At 67.6% G+C, this 18,597-nt stretch carries 20 protein-coding genes and 3 tRNA genes; 19 read left to right on the top strand and 4 right to left on the bottom strand.

Annotated elements, in window-relative coordinates:
- Positions 1 to 12 precede the first annotated feature (12 nt).
- The 4 genes from QTH97_RS29125 to QTH97_RS29140 all read left to right on the top strand — a co-directional run bounded on the left by QTH97_RS29125 (position 13) and on the right by QTH97_RS29140 (position 3,394).
- Positions 13 to 741: an SGNH/GDSL hydrolase family protein gene (locus QTH97_RS29125; protein ID WP_286572054.1), complete on the top strand. Its 729-nt coding sequence runs from the start codon at positions 13 to 15 to the stop codon at positions 739 to 741.
- 128 nt (positions 742 to 869) lie between these two features.
- Positions 870 to 1,526, top strand: a complete 657-nt coding sequence (gene tagF, locus QTH97_RS29130; RefSeq protein WP_286572056.1) for a type VI secretion system-associated protein TagF — start codon at positions 870 to 872, stop codon at positions 1,524 to 1,526.
- Positions 1,523 to 2,644, top strand: a complete 1,122-nt coding sequence (locus QTH97_RS29135; protein WP_286572057.1) for a serine/threonine-protein kinase — start codon at positions 1,523 to 1,525, stop codon at positions 2,642 to 2,644. Before tagF ends, QTH97_RS29135 begins: the two co-directional genes overlap by 4 nt.
- 15 nt (positions 2,645 to 2,659) lie before the next feature.
- Entirely contained in the window at positions 2,660 to 3,394 is a 735-nt protein-coding gene (locus QTH97_RS29140; RefSeq protein ID WP_286572058.1) for a PP2C family protein-serine/threonine phosphatase, read from the top strand.
- A 3-nt stretch (positions 3,395 to 3,397) separates the two neighbouring features.
- Here the strand turns inward: QTH97_RS29140 and QTH97_RS29145 are convergent, their stop codons facing one another.
- A complete protein-coding gene (locus QTH97_RS29145; RefSeq protein ID WP_286572059.1) occupies positions 3,398 to 3,781 on the bottom strand; it encodes a hypothetical protein in 384 nt (127 codons plus the stop codon).
- 85 nt (positions 3,782 to 3,866) lie between these two features.
- Between QTH97_RS29145 and fusA the strand changes: the two genes are divergently transcribed.
- The gene (gene fusA, locus QTH97_RS29150; protein WP_286572060.1) at positions 3,867 to 5,927 is read left to right on the top strand and encodes an elongation factor G; all 2,061 of its coding nucleotides are present in this window, start codon (positions 3,867 to 3,869) and stop codon (positions 5,925 to 5,927) included.
- A gap of 22 nt (positions 5,928 to 5,949) precedes the next feature.
- Here fusA and QTH97_RS29155 read toward each other — a convergent pair whose 3' ends face one another.
- Both QTH97_RS29155 and QTH97_RS29160 read right to left on the bottom strand, forming a co-directional pair.
- On the bottom strand, positions 5,950 to 7,071 hold the full coding sequence (locus QTH97_RS29155) for a type VI secretion system protein (RefSeq protein WP_286572061.1): 1,122 nt from the start codon (positions 7,069 to 7,071) through the stop codon (positions 5,950 to 5,952).
- A gap of 11 nt (positions 7,072 to 7,082) precedes the next feature.
- Positions 7,083 to 8,411 (bottom strand): DotU family type IV/VI secretion system protein, encoded by a 1,329-nt coding sequence (locus tag QTH97_RS29160; RefSeq protein ID WP_286572062.1) that lies wholly within the window; start codon positions 8,409 to 8,411, stop codon positions 7,083 to 7,085.
- 235 nt (positions 8,412 to 8,646) lie between these two features.
- Between QTH97_RS29160 and QTH97_RS29165 the strand changes: the two genes are divergently transcribed.
- Together QTH97_RS29165 and QTH97_RS29170 are read left to right on the top strand one after the other, a co-directional pair.
- Entirely contained in the window at positions 8,647 to 9,330 is a 684-nt protein-coding gene (locus QTH97_RS29165) for a response regulator transcription factor (protein WP_286572063.1), read from the top strand.
- 43 nt (positions 9,331 to 9,373) lie between these two features.
- Positions 9,374 to 10,060, top strand: a complete 687-nt coding sequence (locus QTH97_RS29170; RefSeq protein ID WP_286572064.1) for a phosphoglycolate phosphatase — start codon at positions 9,374 to 9,376, stop codon at positions 10,058 to 10,060.
- A 78-nt stretch (positions 10,061 to 10,138) separates the two neighbouring features.
- Here QTH97_RS29170 and QTH97_RS29175 read toward each other — a convergent pair whose 3' ends face one another.
- Positions 10,139 to 10,726: a chalcone isomerase family protein gene (locus QTH97_RS29175; RefSeq protein ID WP_286572065.1), complete on the bottom strand. Its 588-nt coding sequence runs from the start codon at positions 10,724 to 10,726 to the stop codon at positions 10,139 to 10,141.
- A gap of 276 nt (positions 10,727 to 11,002) precedes the next feature.
- On the opposite strand from QTH97_RS29175, the gene trpE reads away from it, so the two are divergent.
- The 12 genes from trpE to QTH97_RS29235 all read left to right on the top strand — a co-directional run.
- On the top strand, positions 11,003 to 12,505 hold the full coding sequence (gene trpE / locus QTH97_RS29180; RefSeq protein WP_286572066.1) for an anthranilate synthase component I: 1,503 nt from the start codon (positions 11,003 to 11,005) through the stop codon (positions 12,503 to 12,505).
- An 82-nt stretch (positions 12,506 to 12,587) separates the two neighbouring features.
- The gene (locus tag QTH97_RS29185) at positions 12,588 to 12,977 is read left to right on the top strand and encodes a GxxExxY protein (protein ID WP_286572067.1); all 390 of its coding nucleotides are present in this window, start codon (positions 12,588 to 12,590) and stop codon (positions 12,975 to 12,977) included.
- On the top strand, positions 12,974 to 13,558 hold the full coding sequence (locus QTH97_RS29190; protein WP_286572068.1) for an anthranilate synthase component II: 585 nt from the start codon (positions 12,974 to 12,976) through the stop codon (positions 13,556 to 13,558). The genes QTH97_RS29185 and QTH97_RS29190 overlap by 4 nt, the downstream gene beginning before the upstream one ends.
- Before the next feature lie 5 nt (positions 13,559 to 13,563).
- Positions 13,564 to 14,622 carry a low-specificity L-threonine aldolase gene (ltaE, locus tag QTH97_RS29195; protein ID WP_286572069.1) on the top strand — a complete coding sequence of 353 codons (1,059 nt, stop codon included), beginning with the start codon at positions 13,564 to 13,566 and terminating at the stop codon, positions 14,620 to 14,622.
- On the top strand, positions 14,615 to 15,286 hold the full coding sequence (locus QTH97_RS29200) for a LysE family translocator (RefSeq protein WP_286572070.1): 672 nt from the start codon (positions 14,615 to 14,617) through the stop codon (positions 15,284 to 15,286). Before ltaE ends, QTH97_RS29200 begins: the two co-directional genes overlap by 8 nt.
- Positions 15,287 to 15,303: 17 nt before the next feature.
- Positions 15,304 to 16,335 (top strand): anthranilate phosphoribosyltransferase, encoded by a 1,032-nt coding sequence (gene trpD / locus QTH97_RS29205; protein WP_286572071.1) that lies wholly within the window; start codon positions 15,304 to 15,306, stop codon positions 16,333 to 16,335.
- Positions 16,336 to 16,348: 13 nt separating this feature from the next.
- The gene (gene trpC, locus QTH97_RS29210) at positions 16,349 to 17,149 is read left to right on the top strand and encodes an indole-3-glycerol phosphate synthase TrpC (protein WP_286572072.1); all 801 of its coding nucleotides are present in this window, start codon (positions 16,349 to 16,351) and stop codon (positions 17,147 to 17,149) included.
- Positions 17,146 to 17,847, top strand: a complete 702-nt coding sequence (locus tag QTH97_RS29215) for a uracil-DNA glycosylase (protein WP_286572073.1) — start codon at positions 17,146 to 17,148, stop codon at positions 17,845 to 17,847. Before trpC ends, QTH97_RS29215 begins: the two co-directional genes overlap by 4 nt.
- Positions 17,848 to 18,018: 171 nt before the next feature.
- A tRNA-Tyr gene (locus QTH97_RS29220) sits at positions 18,019 to 18,104 on the top strand.
- Between the two features lie 121 nt (positions 18,105 to 18,225).
- Positions 18,226 to 18,299, top strand: a tRNA-Gly gene (locus QTH97_RS29225).
- Positions 18,300 to 18,342: 43 nt separating this feature from the next.
- Positions 18,343 to 18,417: transfer RNA gene (locus QTH97_RS29230), tRNA-Thr, on the top strand.
- 74 nt (positions 18,418 to 18,491) lie between these two features.
- On the top strand, positions 18,492 to 18,597 hold a 106-nt coding region (locus tag QTH97_RS29235; protein WP_007829589.1), incomplete at its 3' end, for a GTP-binding protein.

An 18,597-nucleotide genomic window follows, 5' to 3' on the forward strand; every position in this document is an offset into this window, starting at 1 on the left:
AGAGGCATTCAGTTGAAGCATTCGAGCCAGAAAACGGCCATCAGCATCTTGTTCGCGGCCGTGTTGACGGCCTGCGGAGGCGGCGGAGGAGGCGAAGGAGGCGCTGACACCGGCTCCGTCGCAGCAGCCGTCTCGAAGCCGGCGACCGACACCAAGCAGGAGGGTGCAGCCGCGCCGACGAAGGTCCTGGGTTGCACCGTCGAGCTCTACGGCGATTCGATCATGGCGGGCAACGGCACCGAGGAAACGCCCGCGATGACGCTCCAGCGCCTTCGCCCCAACCTGCAGGTGACGGCCGACCACGCGGTGGCAGGCACCATGCTCACCATGCTGGCGCCGACTTTCGACGGCGCCCCGCGCACCGCGCGTTACGTGGTCATCGAGAACGGCGTCATCGATTCCTGGCAGGGCATTCCCGTTCCACTGTTCTTGAGCACGTACAGCGCCATGATTTCGCAGCTTCGCGCCGAAGGCCGGGTGCCGGTGCTCACGGGCTTCGCTCGCCAGGCAGTGGGCGGCCTGCTGAGCCAGCAGGATGTGACCGAGCGGGACCTCTACGACGCGCTCCTCAAGAACTACGCCGCCGAGCAGAACGTCGCTTTCGCAGATTGGGGCGCGGTGCGTTTCGATGGCCCCGCGGATCTGATGGATTTCGTGCACCCCGACAAGACCTACAGCGACCGCCTGGTCGAGCAACTGGCGACGACGCTGGACACGATCGCGCCGGAGTGCGCGAAGTAGGCGCCTTGCTGCTTCGCAGCATGCGGGCGTAGGCCCTTTGCGCGCTCCGTCCTAGGCCATTCGCCAGATTTGCGAGCGCCTCCGCGCGCCGGAAACTGGATGTTTCCATCAGGCTTGTCGGAGGTCATGTGAGCGCCGAGTCGTCTCCTGTCGTTTCCGACGCGGCGCCGGGCTGGTTCGGCAAGCTGCCCGGCATGGCCGACTTCGCGCATCGCCGCCTGCCCGATGATTTCCGCGACGCCTGGGAGCGCTGGTTGCGCCACGGCCTGGCGCGCCTGCGCGTCACCCACCAGGACTGGACCGAGCGCTATCTCGAAGCGCCGATCTGGTGCTTCGTGCTCGGCAACGGCGTCATCGGCGGGCCATCGTGGGTCGGCGTGATGATGCCTTCGGTCGACGGCGAGGGGCGCTGCTTTCCCTTCACGCTGACGCAGGAACTCGTCGCTCCTCGCTCCGAACTCAAGGGCGAGGCGCTGGCCGACGTTCGGCAATGGTGGGGCGTCGCGATCCAGGCCGCACGGGAGGGGCTGGACAGGAACCTCGATGCCATCGCCTTCGAAGTGCTGCTGCACCAACTGTTCGCGAACCAGGCGGTGCGAGTCGCGGACCAGGACAGCGGGGCCGCGCTCGCGCTGCCGGTCGTCGGCCAGTCCCTGTGGTTCACCGATCCAAGGGCGGAAGGCGGGCTCGGCATGGCCAGCCAGGCCCTGCCGCAGGACGACCAGTTCGAGGCGCTCTTCGGCTACCCGCCGGGCGCCTCGGCGCAAGGTCTGGAGCCGTCGTGAATGCCAAGGCCAGCGATGCCCCCACGGTCGCGCCGACCGTGCGCAGGGCGATGGACAACGTCGAAGCCGGCCGCCTGCCGGTGGGCAGCCGGCTCGCCGAATTCGAGGTGACCCGCATCGTCGGGCAGGGCGGTTTCGGCGTGGTCTACGAGGCCTGGGACCCCACGCTCGAAAGAGTGGTGGCGATCAAGGAGTACCTCCCCTCCCTGCTGTCGGCGCGCCAGTTGGACGGCGCGGTCGTGCCGCTGTCCGAGCGGCATCGCGAAACCTTCGATCTCGGCATGCGCAGCTTCATCAAGGAGGCGCGCCTGCTGGCCCAGTTCGACCATCCTTCGCTGCTCAAGGTCTACCGGTCGTGGCAGGAGCGCGGCACCACTTATATGGTCATGCCGTTCTATCGTGGCGACACGCTGCGGCAGGTGCTGGCCGCCACGCCGGGCGGTGTCGAGGAGGCCTGGCTGCTGCGCATGATGGACGGCGTGACGCAGGCGCTGGCCGTGATGCATGCGGCCCAGTGCTACCACCGCGACATCGCGCCCGACAACATCATCCTGCTCGAAGGCTCCGGCCGGCCGGTGGTGCTCGACTTCGGTGCGGCGAGGCGCGTGATCAGCGACAAGACGCAGACCATCACCGTCATCCTGAAGCCCGGCTATGCGCCCATCGAGCAGTACGCCGACATGCCGGGCATGGCGCAGGGCGCGTGGACGGACGTGTATGCGCTGGCGGCGCTGATGCACGTCGCGGTGTGCGGCCGGGCCCCGCCGCCCTCCGTGGCGCGGCTGCTGAGCGACGCCTATGTGCCGCTCGCGACCAACGAGGCCCTGCTGCAGCACTACAGCCCGCGGCTGCTCGCGGCCATCGATGCGGGGCTCGCCGTGCGGCCCGAAGCGCGGCCACAGTCGATGGCGGCGCTGCGCGAGGCACTCGGGCTGGCAGCGGTGCCGGCGACGAAGCGGCCGATGGCTGCCAAGGCGAAAGGCGGCGTCAAGGCGGCGGCCCCGGCGCCGCCTGTCTCCACCCACAAGAACCGCCTTATCGCGGCGGCCGCCATCGCGGCGCTCGTCGCGATCGCGGCGGGATGGTGGCTGCTGCAGAGCGGCACCATATTCATATGAAGTGAGGGGGCTTCAGTGGACATCGAGATCGTCACCTTGTCGAAGAAGGGCGGCCGGCCCTACAACGAAGACGTGTTCGGGCAATGGAGCGACGGCCGCTTCGTCGCCTGCCTGGTGGCCGATGGCGCAGGCGGGCACGGCGGCGGCGACGTGGCCGCTGCGACCGCGCGCGCCAGCGTGCTCGACGGCTTCGCCGCGGCGCCGGGGCTCGACAACGCCTGCCTGCGCCGTCTGCTCGAGCAGGCCAACCGCGATGTGGTCACGCGCCAGGCCGAGGGCGGCATCCTGGCGAACATGCGCTCCACCCTGGTGATGGCTGCGCTCGACCTGCGCGACCAGGAACTTGCCTGGGCCCACAGCGGCGACAGCCGTGCCTACCTGTTCCGAGGCGGCGCGCTGGAGGCGCGCACCGTCGACCACAGCCTGGTGCAGCAGATGGTTGCCGGCGGCATCCTCGACGAGGAAGGCGCTCGCCTGCATCCGCAGCGCAACCTGCTGCTGTCGGCCCTGGGCGATGCGGACGGCATGCTGGAGATCGCGGTGTCCGAGCGCATGCCGCTCGCCGCCGGCGATGCATTGCTGCTGTGCAGCGACGGCATCTGGGAAGTGCTGGGCGATGCATCTCTGCGCGGCGCGCTGCAGACGTCGCGCAGCCCGGACCAATGGATCGAGAAGATCGACGCCGAGGTCAAGGCGCGCGCCAGGCCCGGGTACGACAACTACACGGCTGTTGCGATCTGGCTCGGCTAGGTTCTAGCGCGTGCGTCCCCGCGGCCGCTGCGGCCGGCGGACCACCGGCTGTCCGAGTTGCCAGCCGGGCGGTGTGTAGATGTCCGCCAGGCTGATGCCTTCGATGCCGTAGTGGATCTCGGTGCCGGCGGGTACGCCGATCGCCACGAGGGCGGCCTGCAGTTCCGTGCGGGCGGCGCCGACATCCACGACGTCGAGGTCGACCCGCGTGTAGGCCACCGGGCGCTGGCCGCCGGGAGAAGCTTCGCCGAGAGAGTCTCCCCAGCCGAGCACCGATCCGAGGCTCTTGCTCCGGAGCGCCTGGTCGATCTTGTCTTCCCGGAGGTGGAGGCGGTCGTCATCGTCCTTGGCGACCGGAATCTTGACGGCCATGAATTGCGTGCGCATACCGCCGTCATTGTCCGGCAAAGGCGTCGGCTTGCGCCGGGGCGGTCAATCCCGTACCCTCATTCGCCCGTCAAGGAGACCACCCATGGCAAGCCGATCGAACGGCCTCGCGGCCGAAATGGAAGCGGTGAGAACGCTGGCGCTCGTCGGGGCGTCAGCCTCGGGCAAGACCACCCTTGCTGAAGCGCTGCTGCACAAGTCGGGCGCCATCGGTGCGCCGGGCAGCATCGAACGCGGCAGCACCGTGAGCGACCATGATCCGCTCGAGCGACGCATGCAGCATTCGCTCAATGCCTCGGTGATGCACCTGACGCACGCCGACACGCGGATCCATTTCATCGACACCCCCGGCGGCCCCGATTTCCTCGGCCAGAGCCTGCCGGCCCTGGAGGCGGTGGAAACGGCGGCGATCGTCGTCAATGCCAGCACCGGCATCGAGCCGATGGCCGTGCGCATGATGGAGTACGCCGCCTCGCGGCACCTCACCCGCATGATCATCGTGAACAAGATCGACGCGCAGGGTGTCGATCTCGCAGGCCTGCTGGAGCAGATCCAGGCCACCTTCGGCCGCGAATGCCTGCCCCTGAACCTGCCCGGCGACGCAGGCGCGCGCGTCGTCGACTGCTTCTTCAACCGCGAGGGGCAGTGCGACATCGGCGGCGTCGATGCGGCCCACCGCGCGCTGGTCGAGCAAGTGGTGGAGGTCGATGCGGCTTTTGTCGACCGCTATCTCAACGACGGCGACGTCGATCCCGGCGAACTGCACGCGCCGCTCGAACAGGCTCTGCGCGAAGGCCACCTGATTCCGGTCTGTTTCGTCTCGGCGCGCACGGGGGCCGGCGTGGCGGAACTGCTGGACGTGATCGTCAAGCTGCTGCCCGACCCCACCGAAGCCAACCCGCCGGACTTCCTGGTGGGCGAGGGCGCGGCGGCCAAGCCGATGCAGGCCACGCCCGACCCGTCGAAGCACGTGCTGGCGCACGTGTTCAAGGTCACGGTGGACCCCTATGTCGGCAAGCTGGGCATTTTCCGGGTGCACCAGGGCACGGTCACGCGCGACAGCCAGCTCTATATCGGCGATGGCCGCAAACCCTTCAAGGTCGGCCACCTGTTCATGCTGCAGGGCAAGGACCACGTGGAGGTGCCGCGTGCGCTGCCGGGCGACATCGTGGCGGTGGCGAAGGTCGACGACATCCGCTTCGACTCCGTGCTGCACGACGCCGCCGAGGACGACCACGTGCATCTCGCGCCGCTGGATTTTCCGATTCCGGTGCACGGGCTGGCCATCGAGCCCAAGCGGCACGGCGACGAGCAGCGCATGTGGGAGATCCTCGGCAAGCTGGTGGGTGAAGACCCATGCCTGAGGGTAGAGCACGTGGCCACGACCAACGAGTCGGTGGTCTACGGGCTGGGCGAACTGCACTTGCGCATGCTGCTCGAAAGACTGCGCGAGGTGTACCGCTTCGAAGTCAACACGCGACCGCCGCGCATCGCCTACCGCGAGACCGTCACCATCCCGGCCGAGGGCCATCACCGCCACAAGAAGCAGACGGGCGGGGCCGGGCAGTTCGGCGAGGTCTTCCTGCGCATCGAACCGCTGGCGCGCGGCGCTGGCTTCGAGTTCGTGGATTCGGTCAAGGGCGGGACGATCCCGGGCCAGTTCATACCGGCGGTCGAGAAGGGCGTGCGCGAGGTGCTGGTGACCGGTGCGATCGCGGGCTACCCGGTGGTCGATGTGCGCGTGGTGGTGCACGACGGCAAGCACCACAGCGTGGACAGCAAGGACATCGCTTTCGCCACGGCGGGCCGCAAGGCCTTCATGGCCGCGATCCGCGAGGCTCGCGCGATCGTGCTGGAGCCCATCGTGGAAATCGAGATCGCTGCGCCCGACGGCTCGATCGGCGACGTCACCGGCGACCTCTCGTCGCGGCGCGGGCTCGTCACCGGCACGTCGAACATGGCGGCGGGCTCCGTGGTCATTCGCGGCCAGGTGCCGATGTCCGAGTTGTCGAGCTATCAGTCGCGCCTGAACGCCATGACGAGCGGCCAGGGGCGCTACACGATCGCGCTGTCCCACTACGAGGCGGTGCCGCCCGCGGTGCAGCAGACGCTGATGGGCCAGTTCCGCGTGCGTGACGACGAATGAGGGGCGCCCGGCCCCATCGGCCTCACACCTGCGTCGAGCCGAAGTAGCTGTCGCTCAAGCCACCCGGGTTTCGAGAGCGCGCGAGGGGCTGGTCGGCCGGCAGGAAGCGCTCGAACAGATCGCGCACGAAGGCGCCGCCACGGCCTTCGTGCGGCGCGGCGGTAAGGTAGAGGCCGCGCCAGCGCGGCGAGTGCGGACCGTGACCGTTGCCGAAGATGCGGTGCGTCACCCCGCGCAGACCTTGTTGCAGCGAACGGACCTCCTCCACGAAGACATGGATGGCCTGCCGGCGAATCGGGTCCCGCTCGCCACGGAGCAGTGTCATGCGCAGCGCGTGGAGACGCTGCGTGATCTCGCCGAACAGCGCGTCGAGTTCGGCGCCGGCCCCGATGCGCGGCGCCGCGTCGAGGGACAGGCGGTGACCGAGGGCTTGCGCGAGCACTTCGTCGGGCAGGGCGGCGCGCACGACGTCGTAGCCGTTCAGTTGCTCCAGGCCGGTCACGAAGAAATAGACCGGCAGGAGCAGTCCCAGGTGCTCCGCCGCTTCGTGGACCAGCGTGCGCAAGCGCATCGCGACGGCCTCTCTCTCGGCGGCGCCGCCGAGCAGGGTGGAGGCGCCCACGCACACCACGATGCCGTTGAGCGGCAGGCGCTCGCGGCGCTCCGCGAGCTCCAGCAAGGCGCGGTACCAGAGGCTTCGTTCGTGCGGGTCCCCGGGATCGCCGAGCGCCGCGGGGCTCGTCTCGATGGCGATCATCGAGGGCAGGCCGCGCCAGTGCCAGAAGGCGTCGTCGCGCTCGGCATACGGTGCCGATGACGATGAGCCGACCGCGGCGTCGAGCAGGCCCGCGACATTGGCCGATGCATCGCCGATGAAGACGAACCACGGAATCGCATAGAGGGGATTGCGCACGACGGGCGGTGCGGGCGCATGCAGGAGCGCCTGGCGTGCCTGGGCGAGGGATTGCTGCAACTCGCCGGGTCTCGACGGCGCTTCCTTCTCCTGGCCCAGCGCCGCGATCCGCAGGCGCAGCATGCGCCGGCGCGCCGAACGGCTCGACCCCAGCACGAACCACCACAGGCTCAGGAAGGCCAGCAGGCACAGCGCCAGCAAGGGCCAGAAGTGGGCGGGCAGTTGCGTCATGGCGGTCATCGTCAACGCGGGACGGTCTCGAGAAACGCGAAGTCGGCGATCACTCGCGCGCCGAACTCGCTGACGGCCAGCGACTCCCGCAGCCGCTGGAGATAGGCCGAGGCGAGTTCGAAGGGCGGCCTTTCCGCGGGCTCGCTGAATGGAATCGGCGACGACAGCGCGGTGAGCAGCACGGTGCCGAAAGGCGGCGCGACCAGCCAGCTCGCAGGAATATCGCGGCCGAGTTCGAGCGTCTCGCCGGCGCGCATGCGGGGCTGCAACTTGCCGGCATTGAGGTGCATCACCGCGCCATCCGCCGTGTAGTAGTCGACCCAGAGATAGCCCTCGGCATTGGCGTTCGTGACCTGGATGCGCACCGGGTCGCCTTCGCGAAGCCGGCCATCGCGCGCGGAGGTGGCGGCGACTTTCAGGCCGAGCTTCTTGTCCAGGTTGCGCGCCTGGTAGGGCTTGAGGATCGCCACGACCTCGCAATGCGGCCACACGCGCAACTGGAGGTCGAAGCGCACGGTGCCGACGCCCGGAACGGCCCTCACCGCGCGCTCGACGCTGGCGACCTCCTCGGGGCGCGAGACGAAGCCGCTCACGCGGACTTCGCCGTCCTTGGCCGCGGTCACGGCAAGGTCGGAGCAGCCAAAGGTCTGGAACTGCTGCTCGACGCGCTGCACCAGCGTGGGCTGCGGTTCGCCCGGCCGCGTCAGCAGGAACCACAGCAGATAGGCCAGCGGGACCAGCAGCGCCAGCGCGCCGCCGGTGCGCAACAGGGCGCGCTGACGCCACTGGGGATCGCGCGGTCCCGGCGGATCAGGCACGCCGTAGGGCTGCGGCGTGATGCGGTCCTGCGCGAGCGTCTCGATCGCGACGGGTCGCACCGCGAGCTGCTGCCCGTGCAGGTCCTTGAGCTTGCCGAGCTCCCCGCCTTCACCGCTCTCGAAGTAGTACTGGCCCTTGAACCCGAGCACCAGCGCATGCCAGTAGACCTCGCGGACTTCCTCGTCGCCGGCCTGCAGCGCCGAGAGGTGATGGAAGAACTCGGTCTGCGCGTTGTGCGAGTTGAAGAGCGCGACCTGCAAGGGCGCCACTGCATCGGTGCAACCGGGGTGGCGCGCCAGGATCTCGTCGAACCAGGCGACCATCGCGAACAGGGCCGACTCCACCTTGTCGGCCGGCCTGCCCAGCTTGCGGGCCGCGGCGCGCGCTTCGTCGAGCAGTGCGCGGGCCTTGCGCTGTGCCGCCTCGCACGAGTCGCTGACCCGGCCGGCGGCGATCGATGCGTCCAGCGCGAGGCCGAACGACAGCAGCGCGGAGAAGCAGTCGAGCATGCGGGGAGCCATGCATCGCTCGCGGCTATGCTTCAGTGGCGACGGGAGTCCCGTGTGTGCGCCTTCTTCGATGGCACATGCTTGTCCCCCTGTCGTTTCTTGGATATGGAATCGATTCTTTCCACGCGCGCGGGCGCGCGCCATACCGCTTGGGAGCTATGTCGTTCGGGGAGCGCTTCTGCTTGATGTGCGGTGCGTTCGCCGGTATCTTCAACCTGCTGAGTCACTTCTGACGCTGGGGTAAGCCATGAAAATCCTGGTCGCCGACGACCACCGGCTCGTCATCGAGGCGGTCAAGGCCAAACTGTCGGAGCTCGAAGCCGACATCGAGTTCGTTCTGGCAATGAGCGTCGACGAACTGCTCGCCGGTGCATCCGACGACATCGACCTGGCCGTGATCGACCTGAACATGCCTGGCGCTGAAGGCCAGGCCCACATCGACGAGATCCGCCGCCGGCATCCGGCGGTGCCGGTCATCGTGCTGTCGGGCTACGAGGACCCCTCCGTCATGCGCAGCGCGCTCGAACGCGGCGTGCTCGGCTTCATCCCGAAGGCGTACTCGCCCGAGGTCATGCTGTCCGCGGTGCGGCTGGTGCTGGCGGGCGGCGTCTACGTGCCGCCGATGATGCTCGCGGCACTGCCGCCCGGCGTGATCGCCGGCATTCCCAATGCCAGTGCCGCCGCCGATGCGCACCGCGGCTCGGCCGCTGCCTCCGCGCAGACGCTGGAGCACCTTCGCAATGTGCTGACCGAGCGCCAGGTCGAGGTGCTGCAACTGCTGTCGCAGGGCAAGCCCAACAAGCTCATCGGGCGCGCGCTCGGCATCAGCGAAGGCACGGTCAAGATCCACCTGGCAGCGATCTTCCGGGCGCTGAACGTGCGCAACCGCACCGAAGCGGTGGTCGCGGCCCAGTCGCTCACCGAGGCCTGAGGTCCGCGCGCCGGCGTCGGTCGGTGCGGCTTATCCTCGGGGGATGCCCCTGGATCTTTCAAACTTCGACGCCGCGATCGTCGATCTCGACGGCACGATGGTCGACACCATCGGCGACTTCGTCGTTGCCCTCAACCACATGCTCGACGAACTCGCCCTGCCGCATATCGATGCGGCCACGGTCGAGGCGATGGTGGGCAAGGGCTCCGAGCACCTCATCTATTCGGTGCTGCGCCACGTGCGCGGCACCGCGCAGGACGGCGAGGCCTGGTTCGATCGCGCGTGGCCCCGCTACCAGCATCACTACCTGGCCATCAACGGGCAGCATGCCGAGGTCTACGCCGGCGTCGTGCAGGGCCTGACCGCCCTGCGCGCCCGCGGCTTGCGGCTCGCCTGCCTCACCAACAAGCCCACCGCTTTCGCGCGCCCGCTGCTGGCCTCCAAGGGCCTCGCGGAGTTCTTCGAGGTGATGTACGGCGGCGATGCCTTCGACAAGAAGAAGCCCGATCCTCTGCCGCTGCTGAAAGCCTGCGAAGCCCTCGGCACGCGCCCCGCGCGAACCCTGATGCTCGGCGACTCCAGCAACGACGCCCAGGCCGCCCGCGCCGCCGGCTGTCCCGTCGTCCTCGTCAGCTACGGCTACAACCACGGCGAGCCCATCCGCGACGTCGACGCGGACGGCTTCATCGATTCGCTGGCCGACCTGGCCCACCCTGGACAATCGTCATGACAGCAAGGGCCGCCCAGCAGGCCCTTCGCGAACAGGGGGCGGGCGGCTACACGAAGTGAGCGAGCCTGGGGGCGAGCCCTACCTCCCCAGCAACGCGTCCTTGAGCTTCCAATCGGCGGGAGCGGGACCCAGCCAGATGCGCATGAGCGCGTTGAAGAAGGCCTGTTCCTTGATCGGATCGCCCTGCGGAACGCCCCGCACCGAGATCACGGTGCCGGTGCCGGGCAGCCAGTCGATGGTGAACGAGTCGCCGCCCTTCAGTTGCTTCTGCTCGGAGAACACCTGGCTCATCCGCAGCAACCCCGGGATCAGCTGCGACATCTCGCCCTTGGGCGAGTTGTCCTCCACGCCACGCGTGAAGAGCTTGCCCAGTTCGTTGGCGTCGATGTCGCGCAGCATGGTGATGGTCATCCGCTTGGAGCCCGGCGCGCCGAGCACTTCTTCGGTGCTTCCCACCTTGTTGCCGAGGTACAGGCCCGCCGTGTAGACCTTGAAGACGGCCTTGTAGCGCACGCCCGCGCCGTTGAGATGCAGTTTGCTGCCACGCAGGTCGATGGCGTCATCGAGTTTCACGCCGCCGACGTCGATCTGGGCGGCCGACGCGGCGAGCGACGCGAGGGCGAGGGTGGACAGCGCGACTGCGCGCTGCAAGGCGAACTGGGGCATCAAATAGTCTCCGTGGGCTCCAAAAGTTCCGAATGTATCTTTTAGTACATGCTCTGTCCCTCGGCTAAACTCCCCATTCCATGTTCATTCATCACGTCATTCAGACAGGTCAAGGCAGCCGGGGAGCCTGGCCTTGGCGCACGCCATCGACGTTGCCTGTTTGATTGCACGGCGCACGCCGTGCGCCCGCGGCCTTCGGTCATCATCCTGACCGGCCACCCTGAATGACCCCGCCAGCGACCATGGAGCGTCTGCTGGCCGACGGAGACCCCACCCGTGATCACTGAACTCGAATTCAAAAGCCTCAGCGCGCAGGGCTACAACCGCATCCCGCTGATGGTCGAGGCCTTTGCCGACCTCGAAACACCGCTTTCCCTCTATCTCAAGCTCGCCTACACCAAGGAAAGCGGCAAGAACAGCTTCCTGCTCGAATCGGTCGTGGGTGGCGAACGCTTCGGCCGCTACAGCTTCATCGGGCTCCCTGCGCGGACGCTTTTGCGGGCGAGCGGCTTCGGTTCCGACGCCGTCACGGAGGTCGTAACAGACGGCAAAGTCGTGGAAAAAGTCCAGGGCAACCCCCTCGATTTCGTCGCGGCTTACCAACAGCGCTTCAAGGTCGCCCTGCGTCCGGGCCTGCCGCGCTTCTGCGGCGGCCTGGCCGGCTACTTCGGCTACGACACCGTGCGCCACATCGAGAAGAAGCTGGAGAAGAGCTGCCCGCCCGACACCTTGGGCTGCCCCGACATCCTGCTGCTGCAGTGCGAGGAGCTGGCGGTCATCGACAACCTCTCGGGCAAGCTCTACCTGATCGTCTACGCGGACCCGGGCCAGCCCGAGGCCTATGCCAACGCCAAGCGCCGCCTGCGCGGGCTGCGCGACCAGCTCAAGTATTCGGTGAGCGCGCCGCGCGTCGCGCCGACGCAGGCGCATCCGGCGCAGCGCAGCTTCGCCAAGGCCGACTACCTCGCGGCGGTCGAGCGCGCCAAGGAACTGATCGCGGCCGGCGACTTCATGCAGGTGCAGGTGGGCCAGCGCATCAGCAAGCGCTACACGGAGTCGCCGCTCTCGCTGTACCGCGCGCTGCGCTCGCTGAATCCGTCGCCGTACATGTACTACTACGACCTGGGCGACTTCCACGTGGTCGGCGCCTCGCCCGAGATTCTCGTGCGCCAGGAGCGCACCGGCGAGGACGAGCAGAAGATCACCATCCGCCCGCTGGCCGGCACGCGCCCGCGCGGCGCCTCGCCCGAGCTCGACAAGGCGGCGGAGGTCGAGCTGATCAACGACCCCAAGGAACGCGCCGAGCACGTGATGCTGATCGACCTCGCGCGCAACGACATCGGCCGGATCGCCAAGACCGGCAGCGTGAAGGTGACGGAAGCCTTCGCCATCGAGCGCTACAGCCACGTGATGCACATCGTGAGCAATGTCGAAGGCACGCTGAAGGACGGCATGACCGCCATCGACGTGCTCAAGGCGACCTTCCCGGCCGGCACGCTGACCGGTGCGCCGAAGGTGCACGCGATGGAGCTGATCGACCAGCTCGAACCGACCAAGCGCGGGCTCTACGGCGGCGCCTGCGGCTACATCAGCTATGCCGGCGACATGGACGTGGCGATCGCCATCCGCACCGGCATCGTGAAGGACCAGATGCTGCACGTGCAGGCGGCAGCCGGCGTGGTCGCGGACTCGGTGCCCGAACTCGAGTGGAAGGAAACCGAAGCCAAGGCGCGGGCATTGCTGCGCGCGGCGGAACTGGTCGAGGAGGGCCTGGAATGAGCGCCGCGCCAGGCCGTCCCAAGCAAGCTCGCGCCCCCTCGGGGGGCAGCGCAGCACACGAAGTGGCAAGCATGGGGGCACTATGAGCGACGACATTCAGAACAACGACTTCTCGCACGAGATCATCGGCGCGGCCGTCGAGGTGCAGCGGGTGCTTGGCATCGGCCTGGCCGAGGAGGTCTACGCCGCCGCGCTGGAGATCGAGCTGGCCGAGCGCGAGATCGGCTTCGTGCGCAACGTGCCGGTGTCGGCCAGCTACAAGGGACGCTCGCTCGGCGAGGTCGGCCGCGCGGACTTCGTGATCGAGCAGTCGGTCGTCGTCGACGTGAAGGCGGTCGATGCGCTCACCGACCTGCATCGCGCGCGGGCGCAGGCGGCGGTGCGGCTCTCGGGGCTCAAGCTCGGCCTGCTCATCAATTTCAACGTGTTCCCCGTGGTCAAGGGCGTGCACCGGATCGGAGTCAAACCATGAAGCTCCTGATGATCGACAACTACGACAGCTTCACCTACAACCTGGTGCAGTATTTCGGCGAACTCGGCGCGGACGTCGAGGTGCATCGCAATGACGAGATCACGCTCGAAGGGCTCCGGGAGCGCATCGGCGGCGGCGTCGGCCGGCTCGTCATCTCGCCGGGGCCTTGCTCGCCGGCCGAGGCAGGCGTTTCGGTCGCGGCCATCCAGGAGTTCGCGGGGCGGTTGCCCATTCTCGGCGTATGCCTGGGGCACCAGGCGATCGGCGCGGCCTTCGGCGGGAAGATCATTCGCGCACAGCAGTTGATGCACGGCAAGACCAGCGAGATCACGACCACGCGTGAAGGCGTGTTCGCCGGCTTGCCGGAGAAGTTCTGCGTCAACCGCTATCACTCGCTCGCGATCGAGCGCGAATCCTGCCCGAGCGAACTCGCCATCACCGCATGGACCTACGACGGCGAGATCATGGGCGTGCGCCACACCGGTTTCGAGCAGGCCGTGCGCATCGAGGGCGTGCAGTTCCATCCCGAATCCATCCTCACCGAGCATGGCCACGCCATGCTGCGGAACTTCCTGGGGTGAGCCGAATGACGACTTCTTCATCGACCGTGGTCGACCTGCGCAGCGATACCGTCACACAGCCCACGGCCGCGATGCGCGATGCCATGCTGTCCGCCCCGCTGGGCGACGACGTGTTCGGCGACGACCCCAGCGTCAACGCGCTGCAGGAGCAGATCGCCGGGATGCTGGGCTTCGAGGCCGCGCTGTTCGTGCCCACCGGTACGCAGAGCAATCTTTGCGCGATCCTTGCGCATTGCCAGCGGGGCGACGAGTTCATCGTGGGCCAGATGGCGCATTGCTACCGCTGGGAAGGCGGCGGCGCGGCGGTGTTCGGCAGCGTGCAGCCGCAGCCGCTGGATCACCAGCCGGACGGTACGCTCGCGCTGGACGAGATCGAAGCCGCCATCAAGCCGGACGACGCGCATTTCGCGCGCACCCGAATGCTCGCGCTGGAGAACACGCTGGGCGGCAAGGTGCTGCCCTTTGCCTACGTCGAGCAGGCGACGCAACTCGCGCAGCGCAAGGGGCTGAGCCGCCACCTCGATGGCGCGCGGCTCTTCAATGCCGCCGTGGCGCAGGCGGCGGAACGCGGCAGCGACGCGCGCACCGAAGCGCGCCGCATCGCCGGCTGCTTCGACACCGTGTCGGTCTGCTTCAGCAAGGGCCTCGGCGCACCGGTGGGCTCGGCGTTGTGCGGGCCGCGCGACTTCATTGCGCGCGCGCACCGCATTCGCAAGATGGCAGGCGGGGGCATGCGGCAGGCGGGCGTGCTGGCTGCGGCGGCGTCGCACGCGCTGGAACACCATGTCGAGCGCCTGGCGCAGGACCACGCGCTCGCGCGCCGGCTGGCCGACGGGCTGGCGGGCATTGCCGAATTGAAGGTCGAGGCGCCGCAGACGAACCTGCTGTTCGTCGACCTGGCAGGCGCCGCGCGGTCGCGTTCCGCCGAGCTGCTGGCGCACCTGAAGCAGAACGGCGTGCTGGCCACGGGGCTCTACCGGCTGCGATTCGCGACGCATCTGGACGTCGATGCGAAGGGCATCGAGCGCGCCATCGGCGCCATCCGGAGCTTCTTCCATGCCTGATGCCCATTCGTTGCTGCTCTTCATCGCGGCCGGGCTGCTGCTGAACCTCACGCCGGGCCCCGACGTGCTCTACATCGTGACCCGCTCGCTGCGTTCGGGCACCCGTGCCGGGATCGTTGCCGGCTTCGGCATCACGGCAGGGTGCTTCGTGCACATCACGGCGGCGGCGCTGGGCGTGAGTGCGCTGATGGCGGCATCGACGACCGCGTTTACCGTCCTGAAGTGGGCGGGTGCGGCCTATCTGCTGTGGGTCGGCGTGCGGATGCTTTTTTCGCGTGCCTCGAAGGACGAGCAGGCGCTGGCCGTCGCCGGCGCCGATGCGGCGGGCCCGGTCGGCATGAAGAGCGTCTTTCTCGGAGGCTTCTGGACCAATGCGCTGAATCCCAAGGTGGCGCTGTTCTTCCTGGCCTTCGTCCCGCAGTTCATTGCCCCCGGCACGGACAACAAGCCGCTGGCCTTCTTCCTGCTGGGCGTGCTGTTCAACTTCAACGCGATCTTCGTCAACGTGGCATGGGCGCTGCTCGCCGGCTGGACGGCGCGTCGCGTCGGTCTCGTCCAGCGCGGCATGCACTGGCTGCAGCGCGGCGCCGGCGCCCTCTTCGTCGGCTTTGGCTTCGGGCTCGCGCTTGCCGACAATCCTCTCGCCCCGCCCCCCGTCCATTGATCCAAGGGAGACACACCATGGCCATCACCCCCCAGGAAGCGCTGCAGCGCACCATCGAACACCGCGAGGTCTTCCACGACGAGATGCTCCACATCGTGCGCCTCATCATGAGCGGCGAATGCTCGTCCGTGATGATGGCCGCGCTCATCACCGGCTTGCGCGTCAAGAAGGAGACCATCGGCGAGATCACCGCCGCCGCGCAGGTGATGCGCGAGGTCTCGACCAAGGTGCCGGTGGCCGACACCACGAACCTCGTCGACATCGTGGGCACTGGCGGAGACGGTTCGCACACCTTCAACATCTCGACTTGCTCGATGTTCGTCGTCGCGGCTGCCGGCGCCAAGGTCAGCAAGCATGGCGGGCGCAGCGTGAGCAGCAAGTCCGGCAGCGCAGACGTGCTCGAATCGCTCGGCATCAACATCAACCTGAAGCCGGACCAGATCGCGAAGTGCATCGCCGACGTGGGCATCGGCTTCATGTTCGCGCCGAATCACCATCCGGCGATGAAGAACGTCGCGCCGGTTCGCAAGGAACTCGGCATCAAGACCATCTTCAACATCCTGGGCCCGCTGACCAATCCGGCCGGGGCGCCCAACATCCTGATGGGCGTGTTCCACGCCGACCTCGTGGGCATCCAGGTGCGGGCGCTTCAGCGGCTGGGCGCGGAGCATGCGCTGGTCGTCTACGGGCGCGACGGCATGGACGAGATCTCGCTCGGCGCGGCCACCATGGTCGGCGAGCTCAAGGACGGCGAGGTGCGCGAGTACGAGCTGCATCCGGAGGATTTCGGCTTCGCGATGTCGAGCAATCGCACGTTGCGGGTGGAGACGCCGGAGCAGTCGAAGGCGATGCTGATGGACGTGCTCGACAACCGGCCGGGCCCGGCGCGGGACATCGTGCTGCTCAATGCCGGTGCCGCGCTGTATGCGGCCAATGTGTGCGATTCGATCGCAGCGGGCGTCGAGCGCGCGCGCGCGGCGCTCGAATCGGGCGCGGCCAAGGCCAAGCTGGCCGAACTGATCGCCGCCACGGCGGCTGCCCAGGCGTAGGGAGAAAAGAAACATGTCGGACATCCTCGAGAAAATCGTGGCCGTCAAACGCGAGGAAATCGCGGCGGCCAAAAAGAAGTCGCCCCTCGAAGCCGTTCGCTTCGATGCCGAAAGCCGCGTGCTCACGCGCGATTTCACCGGCGCCCTGCGCGCGAAGATTGCTGCCGGCGCCGCAGCGGTCATTGCCGAGGTCAAGAAGGCCAGCCCGAGCAAGGGCGTGCTGCGCGCGGAGTTCATCCCGGCGGACATCGCCCAGAGCTACGCGGAAGGCGATGGCACGGTGAGCGCGGCCTGCCTTTCAGTGCTGACCGACAGGCAGTTCTTCCAGGGCGGCGTCGACTATCTCAAGCAGGCGCGCGCCTCCTGCGACCTGCCGGTGCTGCGCAAGGATTTCATCGTCGACGCCTACCAGGTCTACGAATCGCGCTCGATGGGCGCCGATGCCATCCTGCTGATCGCCGCCTGCCTGGACGACGCGCAGATGCGCGAGTTCGAAGCGATTGCAGCAGGGCTCGGCATGGCGGTGCTGGTCGAGGTGCACGACGGCGCCGAACTCGAGCGCGCGCTGAAGCTCAAGACGCCTCTCGTCGGCGTCAACAACCGCAACCTGCGGACCTTCGAGGTGTCGATGCAGACGACGATCGACCTGCTGGCGCAGGTGCCTCCGGATCGCCTGCTGGTGACCGAATCGGGCATCACGACCCGCGAAGACGTCGCAAAGCTGCGTGCCGCGGGGATTCATGCCTTCCTGGTCGGCGAGGCCTTCATGCGCGCCGACGAACCGGGCGAAGCGCTCGCCACCTTGTTCCGATGAGCGCGGGGGATCAGCTGGCGAGCAGCGACCCTGCCAATTGGCCGGTCGCGCCAGGGTGGCAGCCGCTGGTGGACGAGTTCTTCGGCGGTGCCGTCGGCCAGAGGCTGCAGGGCTTTCTGCGCGAGAGGCTGGACGATGGAGCGGCGATCTTTCCGCCGCAGCCGCTGCGAGCGCTCGAACTGACGCCGCCGGAAGAGGTTCGCGTCGTGATCCTCGGGCAGGACCCGTACCACGGGCGCGGGCAGGCCGAAGGGCTCGCTTTCTCGGTGGCGCCGGGCGTGGCGCTGCCGCCGTCGCTGCGCAACATCTTCAAGGAACTGGAGCGCGACCTGGGCACGCCACCGCCGACGTTTCCGAACCCTGGCGGCAGTCTGGTCAAGTGGGCAACCCATGGCGTGCTGCTTCTCAACACCTGCCTGACCGTGGAGGAAGGGCAGGCGGCCAGCCACGCCGGGCGCGGTTGGGAAGTACTGACCGACGCTGTGATCCGCCGTGTGGCCGATGGCGAACGGGCCGTCGTCTTCATGCTGTGGGGCGCGCACGCGCAGAGCAAGCGGGCACTGATCGACACGAATCGTCACAAGGTGCTGATGTCGAATCACCCGTCACCGCTGTCCGCGCTGCGCCCGCCGGTGCCGTTCATCGGCTGCGGCCACTTCGGGCAGGCCCGGGCTTGGCGGGAGGCGGGACGTTCCTGAGCCTGCGGAGTAAGTGCTTGATTTCATGCGAGAATCTTGGGCTCGGAGAAAACGCATCTTTTGAGTGGCCAGGCCCATCGGGGCAGTCGCGAAGTTGCTGCGGTGCGGCACAAGTTGCCGGGGGTGCGATCGACACACCCGGGTAAACCGTGCTATATTCCGAGGTTCGCTGGAGAGGTGGCCGAGTGGTTAATGGCAGCAGACTGTAAATCTGCCCTCTTACGAGTACGCTGGTTCGAATCCAGCCCTCTCCACCAGCGATGAATGGATTTTGCAGAGCGCTTGAATGTTGTGGGCCCGAGGCGAAAGCGAAAGGCTCTGACCGTGCTGCGGTACGGCCCGATCTGGAGGTTTGATCCGGTTTGGTTGTGTCGCAATGCGGGAGTAGTTCAATGGTAGAACCCTAGCCTTCCAAGCTAATGACGCGGGTTCGATTCCCGTCTCCCGCTCCAGAGGTCCACGTCAGCGCTCGGCGCAGTTGGTTTTAGATATGTCGCCCATTTGGCTCAGTGGTAGAGCACTCCCTTGGTAAGGGAGAGGTCGCGGGTCCGATTCCCGCAATGGGCACCAGTTTTGGGGTTGCAATCGGCAGGTTGCAACCCCATGTCAGTGTGTTGATCTAGTTATTTTTCGGAGTCGAGAAAATGGCAAAAGGAAAATTCACCCGTACGAAGCCGCACGTGAACGTGGGCACGATTGGTCACGTGGACCATGGCAAGACGACGCTGACGGCGGCGATTGCGACGGTGC

Source organism: Variovorax gracilis (genome assembly GCF_030317115.1).
GTDB classification, from domain to species: Bacteria; Pseudomonadota; Gammaproteobacteria; order Burkholderiales; family Burkholderiaceae_C; genus Variovorax; species Variovorax gracilis.

Coding starts and splice junctions, on each gene's coding strand:
- QTH97_RS29145 (WP_286572059.1), bottom strand. CDS start 3,781: ATGCGCACGCAATTCATGGCCGTCAAGATTCCGGTCGCCAAGGACGAT.
- fusA (WP_286572060.1), top strand. CDS start 3,867: ATGGCAAGCCGATCGAACGGCCTCGCGGCCGAAATGGAAGCGGTGAGA.
- QTH97_RS29155 (WP_286572061.1), bottom strand. CDS start 7,071: ATGACGCAACTGCCCGCCCACTTCTGGCCCTTGCTGGCGCTGTGCCTG.
- QTH97_RS29160 (WP_286572062.1), bottom strand. CDS start 8,411: ATGGCTCCCCGCATGCTCGACTGCTTCTCCGCGCTGCTGTCGTTCGGC.
- QTH97_RS29165 (WP_286572063.1), top strand. CDS start 8,647: ATGAAAATCCTGGTCGCCGACGACCACCGGCTCGTCATCGAGGCGGTC.
- QTH97_RS29170 (WP_286572064.1), top strand. CDS start 9,374: ATGCCCCTGGATCTTTCAAACTTCGACGCCGCGATCGTCGATCTCGAC.
- QTH97_RS29175 (WP_286572065.1), bottom strand. CDS start 10,726: ATGCCCCAGTTCGCCTTGCAGCGCGCAGTCGCGCTGTCCACCCTCGCC.
- QTH97_RS29185 (WP_286572067.1), top strand. CDS start 12,588: ATGAGCGACGACATTCAGAACAACGACTTCTCGCACGAGATCATCGGC.
- QTH97_RS29190 (WP_286572068.1), top strand. CDS start 12,974: ATGAAGCTCCTGATGATCGACAACTACGACAGCTTCACCTACAACCTG.
- ltaE (WP_286572069.1), top strand. CDS start 13,564: ATGACGACTTCTTCATCGACCGTGGTCGACCTGCGCAGCGATACCGTC.
- QTH97_RS29200 (WP_286572070.1), top strand. CDS start 14,615: ATGCCTGATGCCCATTCGTTGCTGCTCTTCATCGCGGCCGGGCTGCTG.
- trpD (WP_286572071.1), top strand. CDS start 15,304: ATGGCCATCACCCCCCAGGAAGCGCTGCAGCGCACCATCGAACACCGC.
- trpC (WP_286572072.1), top strand. CDS start 16,349: ATGTCGGACATCCTCGAGAAAATCGTGGCCGTCAAACGCGAGGAAATC.
- QTH97_RS29215 (WP_286572073.1), top strand. CDS start 17,146: ATGAGCGCGGGGGATCAGCTGGCGAGCAGCGACCCTGCCAATTGGCCG.